The 5,330-nt window shown below is 27.5% G+C and carries 6 protein-coding genes and 2 tRNA genes; 4 read left to right on the top strand and 4 right to left on the bottom strand.

From position 1 onward, the window contains the following. Positions 1-147 precede the first annotated feature (147 nt). From QZZ11_RS06070 to nikR, 4 genes are all read right to left on the bottom strand, one after another. Positions 148-1,299, bottom strand: coding sequence for an ATP-grasp domain-containing protein (locus tag QZZ11_RS06070; RefSeq protein ID WP_292474470.1), 1,152 nt, complete (start codon positions 1,297-1,299; stop codon positions 148-150). Between the two features lie 9 nt (positions 1,300-1,308). Further along, positions 1,309-1,797 (bottom strand): hydrogenase maturation peptidase HycI, encoded by a 489-nt coding sequence (hycI, locus tag QZZ11_RS06065; RefSeq protein WP_292474473.1) that lies wholly within the window; start codon positions 1,795-1,797, stop codon positions 1,309-1,311. After that, the gene (locus QZZ11_RS06060) at positions 1,778-2,542 is read right to left on the bottom strand and encodes a 50S ribosomal protein L11 methyltransferase (RefSeq protein ID WP_292474468.1); all 765 of its coding nucleotides are present in this window, start codon (positions 2,540-2,542) and stop codon (positions 1,778-1,780) included. The genes hycI and QZZ11_RS06060 overlap by 20 nt, the downstream gene beginning before the upstream one ends. A 196-nt stretch (positions 2,543-2,738) precedes the next feature. After that, complete coding sequence (gene nikR, locus QZZ11_RS06055; protein WP_292474466.1) at positions 2,739-3,161, bottom strand: nickel-responsive transcriptional regulator NikR; 423 nt, start codon at positions 3,159-3,161, stop codon at positions 2,739-2,741. 228 nt (positions 3,162-3,389) lie between these two features. On the opposite strand from nikR, the gene QZZ11_RS06050 reads away from it, so the two are divergent. From QZZ11_RS06050 to QZZ11_RS06035, 4 genes are all read left to right on the top strand, one after another. Then, positions 3,390-3,463 (top strand) — tRNA-Gly (locus QZZ11_RS06050). A 21-nt stretch (positions 3,464-3,484) separates the two neighbouring features. Beyond that, positions 3,485-3,558: transfer RNA gene (locus QZZ11_RS06045), tRNA-Gly, on the top strand. Positions 3,559-3,741: 183 nt separating this feature from the next. Next, positions 3,742-4,425 (top strand): NAD-binding protein, encoded by a 684-nt coding sequence (locus tag QZZ11_RS06040; RefSeq protein WP_365952857.1) that lies wholly within the window; start codon positions 3,742-3,744, stop codon positions 4,423-4,425. Between the two features lie 21 nt (positions 4,426-4,446). Continuing rightward, positions 4,447-5,330 (top strand): VWA domain-containing protein (locus QZZ11_RS06035; protein WP_292474464.1); only part of this gene is annotated, 884 nt, incomplete at its 3' end.

Below are 5,330 nucleotides of genomic sequence, written 5' to 3'. Positions count from 1 at the left end.
CCAGACATGATAACAAATAAAAGGGGAACTGATAACTAATATAAAACCCATAATCAAATAAATATAATAATAAACAAAAAAATGTCAAAATGATAAAAAGTATTACAAAAACAAATAAAAAGATAATTTTGTCAGATACTCAGATTATTAAAAATTAATATTATTTTTTATTGCATAATCTTCAACTAAATTGTAGGTCATATCATTAAGATTTTTTCTTGAATCTGCTCTAATTGTAACCCGTTGATAATGTTTTGGACCGTGAACAACATAAGCAGTATCACCATCAAATACTTTTTCTTTAGGTATTATTTTATCGGAAGGGAAATCACCTATAGGTAATTCAGTAGCAAAATAATTTTTCATAGAATGTTTAACATTATTTGCAGACCAATTTCCACAAGCCATATCAATTAATTGACAAATAGGATAAATATCTGTTGCTGCAGCAGTCATATACCTCGTACCACTTGGCCTAGTATTCAATTCAATGACAAAATCATTTTTAGATTTGGAATCATGTAAAATATCAATATCCATTGTCCCTTCGACACCTACAAGATTTGCTAATTCTTCTGCAAGTGTTTTAATAGATTTATTATGTTTTTCATTATTTATCCCATCAATATTTAATGGAGCTTGTTTGATTTTTGATAAAGGATGTGTTCCTTCAAGAGTAGTATCCCCTTTATATACTGGTACCAAAGAAACTGTTTCATTTTTCCATCTTAAAACTTCAATAGATACTTCCATTCCCTCAACAAAATCTTCCGTGAAGATATTATTCTTTTCAGAAACAAAATCAACAATATCCTCTTTAGTTAAAGCAATTTTTACTCCAGTACCTCCTTGTCCTTCAGGAGTTTTTAAAACTAAAGGTAATTTTTCTTTTAAATCTTCAATATCATAAGGTTCATCAAGATGATTAAATTTTGGAGTATTGATATTATTTTTTAATAACATTTCTTTTGTTTCATACTTATTTGCTGCTAAAGAAGCAGCAGCATACGGTGCAGCAATAACAGGAATACCATTTTCTTTTTCAAGAGTATCTTTCATTTTTCCTACATCAACTAATGGAGGATCTATTCCAATCAATGGAACAACAGCATCCACTTCTTCTTTAATAGCTATATCCATAGGTTCATCCATACCTCTTGGAACAATATATACTTTATCTGCCAAATCCAAATTAACAGCCTGATTATTTGATTCTGTGACTATTGTTTCAATACCTAACTTTTTAGCATACCATGCAGCATCATCAAATAATCTTGATCCTATAAATAATATTTTCATCATTACCACCTATACTAATTCTACCAACATATCAGTTAATTCTTCCACACTACATTTAACTTCCTCTGATACATTGTTTGCTAAATTCATTTCTTTTGGTTGAATACCTATGGTGATTATTTTACTTCCAATTGTTTCTTCAATATAATTAATAATAAAAGATATTGGCATAGAATGTGTTGAAACATTGAATGTATCAATTTGTTCTTTATTTATTATTAACATCTCACCAGGATTTGCATCAAATTCAACAGCATCAATTATTATTATATGTGATGGATTTAGTGTTCTGATTTCATGAGTATGATTTTCTGGAGTAGATTCCGTGTTTAATAAAAATACATTATCCGTACTTTTAGTAGTAATTTTAATTAATTTATCATATAACTTATCAGACAATAATGGACCTAAACCATCGTCTCCCCTTAATGAATTACCTATTGTAAAAACTAATAATTTATCATAATCTTTTAAAAAATCAGATAATTTTTCGAATATTTGCTTTGATTGTATTTAAACCACCACCCATAATATATTTTAAATTGATAAGAACAACATCACCCTTTGAAACCTTTAGAAGATTAACTGGTATTAACAAGGGAGGATTTAACATTGGAGTTGGTTCTGTAATTAATTTTTCATTTAAACAAGTATATGTTGTAATTAACAAAGTATTGATTTCTCCAGACTTGTCAATAGTTATTTCAATATTTTTTTCTACTTCCGGAGTTATTTTGTTAGAAAAATCAACAGAATTATATTTTATTTCTTTAGAAAACGTTTCAAAATGAATATTTTCATCTTCTTTGTATGTGATATGTAAAATATTTGAAAATCCTATCTTAATTGTGTCATATGTTGATTGAGGTATGAATATCGTATCTTTTTTTGCATAATCCAAAACATTATTAATAACTGGAACTTGTTCTTCATCAATTAATGCAGTATCTAACATTTCACAGATTACCACATCTGGTTTTTCATTATAATTATAAGTAGTTAAATCTGCTTCAATTAATATTATATTATCAAAATTTTTTAATAAATTTTCAGAATACCTTTTAATCACTAATGGATTAATTTCAAATGCATAAACTTTTTTAGCATATGGTGATGCAAAAGAAGCCATAATTCCAGAACCTGTACCTAAATCATAAGTTATTCCATGAGCTTTTTGAATTATTGCCTCTTTAAAAACAGATACTCTTTTTTCATCCTTTGTTAAATCATCATAATATGTCATTAATAAAAGTATGTCTAAAGATTTTAATATAATTGGCTCTGTAAAATATTACTTTAATTGAAGTATGAAATTAATAAAAATTCTTTCAAAACATTAAAAATATGGAAATAGTTATCTAATAAAAAAATAGCTTAAAAATAGTTAAAGAAAGATTTTTTTGAAAAGATTTGTATTAATATGTGGGTATAATAAGTATTCATTCATCTCTAACTTTTTCTAATTCACCAGTTCCTGCACTGGTTAATTTCACATGTTCAACACCTTTTAATCTCATGATTTTTTCTGTTAAATCTCGGATATGAATAATATCTCCTTTAACAATTATCACTTCAAGACAGTATTGATCATTCATGTGAATATGTAAACTGGCATTAATTTGTTCCCTAAAATCATGTTGAATATCAGTCATTGACTCCATAACTCCAACATAATGATGATCATAAATTACTGCTAAGACACCAACACGTTCCCCTTCCATTTCGTTCATCCATTGATATCTTAAAATATAATCTTTCAATGCATCACGAATTCCTTTAGAACGGGATTGATATCCTCTATCACGTAAAACATCATCAAACTCATTAAGCAGTTTATTAGGTAATGACATGCTTATACGCATACAATCTCTCCAAATTTTTTGAAATAACTAATATGATGTAAAATGTTCATATTATTAATTAATAATATGTTTTAATAATATATAAGTTTATTATTATTACTGTAAAATTTTTTTGAAGAAAATAAAATTTAATTGAATTAAAAATTACAACATGAATAATAATCCATCCATAAAGTATATATATAACATAACATAAATGTTATAAATAGTGTTACAACACGTAGTAATGCAGCGATAGTCCAGTCTGGCTAAGACCCTACCCTGCCACGGTAGAGACCCGGGTTCGAATCCCGGTCGTTGCATCAATCATTTATTTTACATATGCGTCTGTAGTCTAGTCTGGCTAGGACTTGGGCCTTCCAAGCCTACGACCCGGGTTCAAATCCCGGCAGTCGCACTAATTTTTACTTAAATTTTAATATTATTACTTTTAACAAGCTAACTTGCTATTTTATATAGAAACTTTTTATGACAATCCCATTTTTTTCTTATAAATATTATATATAACTTAAATTTCTATCAAAAAATAAACAAAATATTAAATAATCATTACATAATTATCTATATATAAAATAATAACATATTATTTATTCAATTAGAAGGTCAAAATATGATAGGTATTATTGTAGGTGCAGGACGTATTGGTTATAATTTAGCAAAATCAATGGCAGAAGATCATGACATAACCATTATAGAAAAAGATAAAGTAGCATGTGAAAAAGCTAGCGATACCCTTGATTGTTATGTTATTCAAGGAACTGGAACAAACACCCAAATTCTTAATGAAGCAGACATAAAAAAAGCTGATTTTTTTGTTGCGGTAACTGGTAATGATGAAGTAAACTTACTATCCTCAGTATATGCTAAAGATCATGGTGTAAAAAAAATTGTTTCTAGACTTAATAATACAGAACATGAAGACATATTCAAAAAACTTAAAATTAAAACTGTTAACCCTGAAAAAAGTGCAACAAGATTTATTGCAAGAACTATTATCCGACCATCAGTACAAACTCTGGCTACTTTAGAAGAGGGAGATGCTGAAATAATTGAATTAATAGTAAAAAATAACAATTTATTATACACACCTATCTCTGAAATTGAAAATAATACTGACAAATATAAAATTTTGACTATTTATAGTAAAGATGAAATGATAATACCTACCGATAAAACAGAAATAGGATATGAAGATAGTATCGCAATTCTGGTAAAAAGTAAATATCTCGATGAAGTTAGAAGTTATTTCACTTCAGAAACATGATAAAAAAAATAATACGATAAAATGACTTATGAAAAAATTTTAACATTATCTTATCATTTACGGTTTCAAGGAGTAAATGTTAGTATTCGTAGCACAATGATGGCATCTATCATTTGGGGCAGATATCGAGATAACTTTAACTTGAAAGAATTAAGAGAAGCTTTAAAATGCGTTTATGTTAAAAATAAAGAAGATATTGTTAAATATGAAAGATCCTTTGATTATGTATTCATTTATAACAGGAATACAAAGAATAATCCGGCAGATCAGGAACACATTGAAGTCAAAGAACAAATTACTCGCGGACATATCGATCATAGTAAACCATTAGATGATACTACGCGAGAAACAATGATTAGACGACGACTTGATAAAAAAGAAGTTGTTGATAAAAGTATACTTGATGATGATCTTTCTAAATTAAACAGTATTGATTACAGATATTTTGAAATCTGTAATGAATTTAGTAAAAAAATAGCAAATCAACGTTCTATTAGAAAAAAGAAAAATAAATCCCATAGTGTAGATATCCCCAAAACCATTAGAAAAAATCTTAAGGTAGGTGGACATTTAATTGATTTGGTTACAAAAAAACCACCAATTCATAAATCAAAACACATATTTTTATGTGATATTAGTGGATCATGTGAATGGGCAACCACATGGTTTTTTTCATTATTAACAGGATGTCATGAATCATTTGATAAAATTATTGTTGATGCTTTTGATCATAGACTCGTTGATGTAACACATGCATTAGATGTGGATTATAGAAATTCATTTCAAGTAAATGTAGGTCTTCAATCATTAGGTCTTCGACCACGTGGCCACTCTGACATGACTAAAGCATTTACTGAATTTTTGAAAAAAACAGATTTAAATTATCATACTGATGTTATATTATT

The sequence above is a fragment of the Methanosphaera sp. genome (assembly GCF_016282985.1).
In the GTDB taxonomy this organism is placed as follows: Archaea; Methanobacteriota; Methanobacteria; order Methanobacteriales; family Methanobacteriaceae; genus Methanosphaera.
Note: the sequence above shows the minus strand (reverse complement) of the source record. Positions and strands in the feature narration are given on the sequence as shown.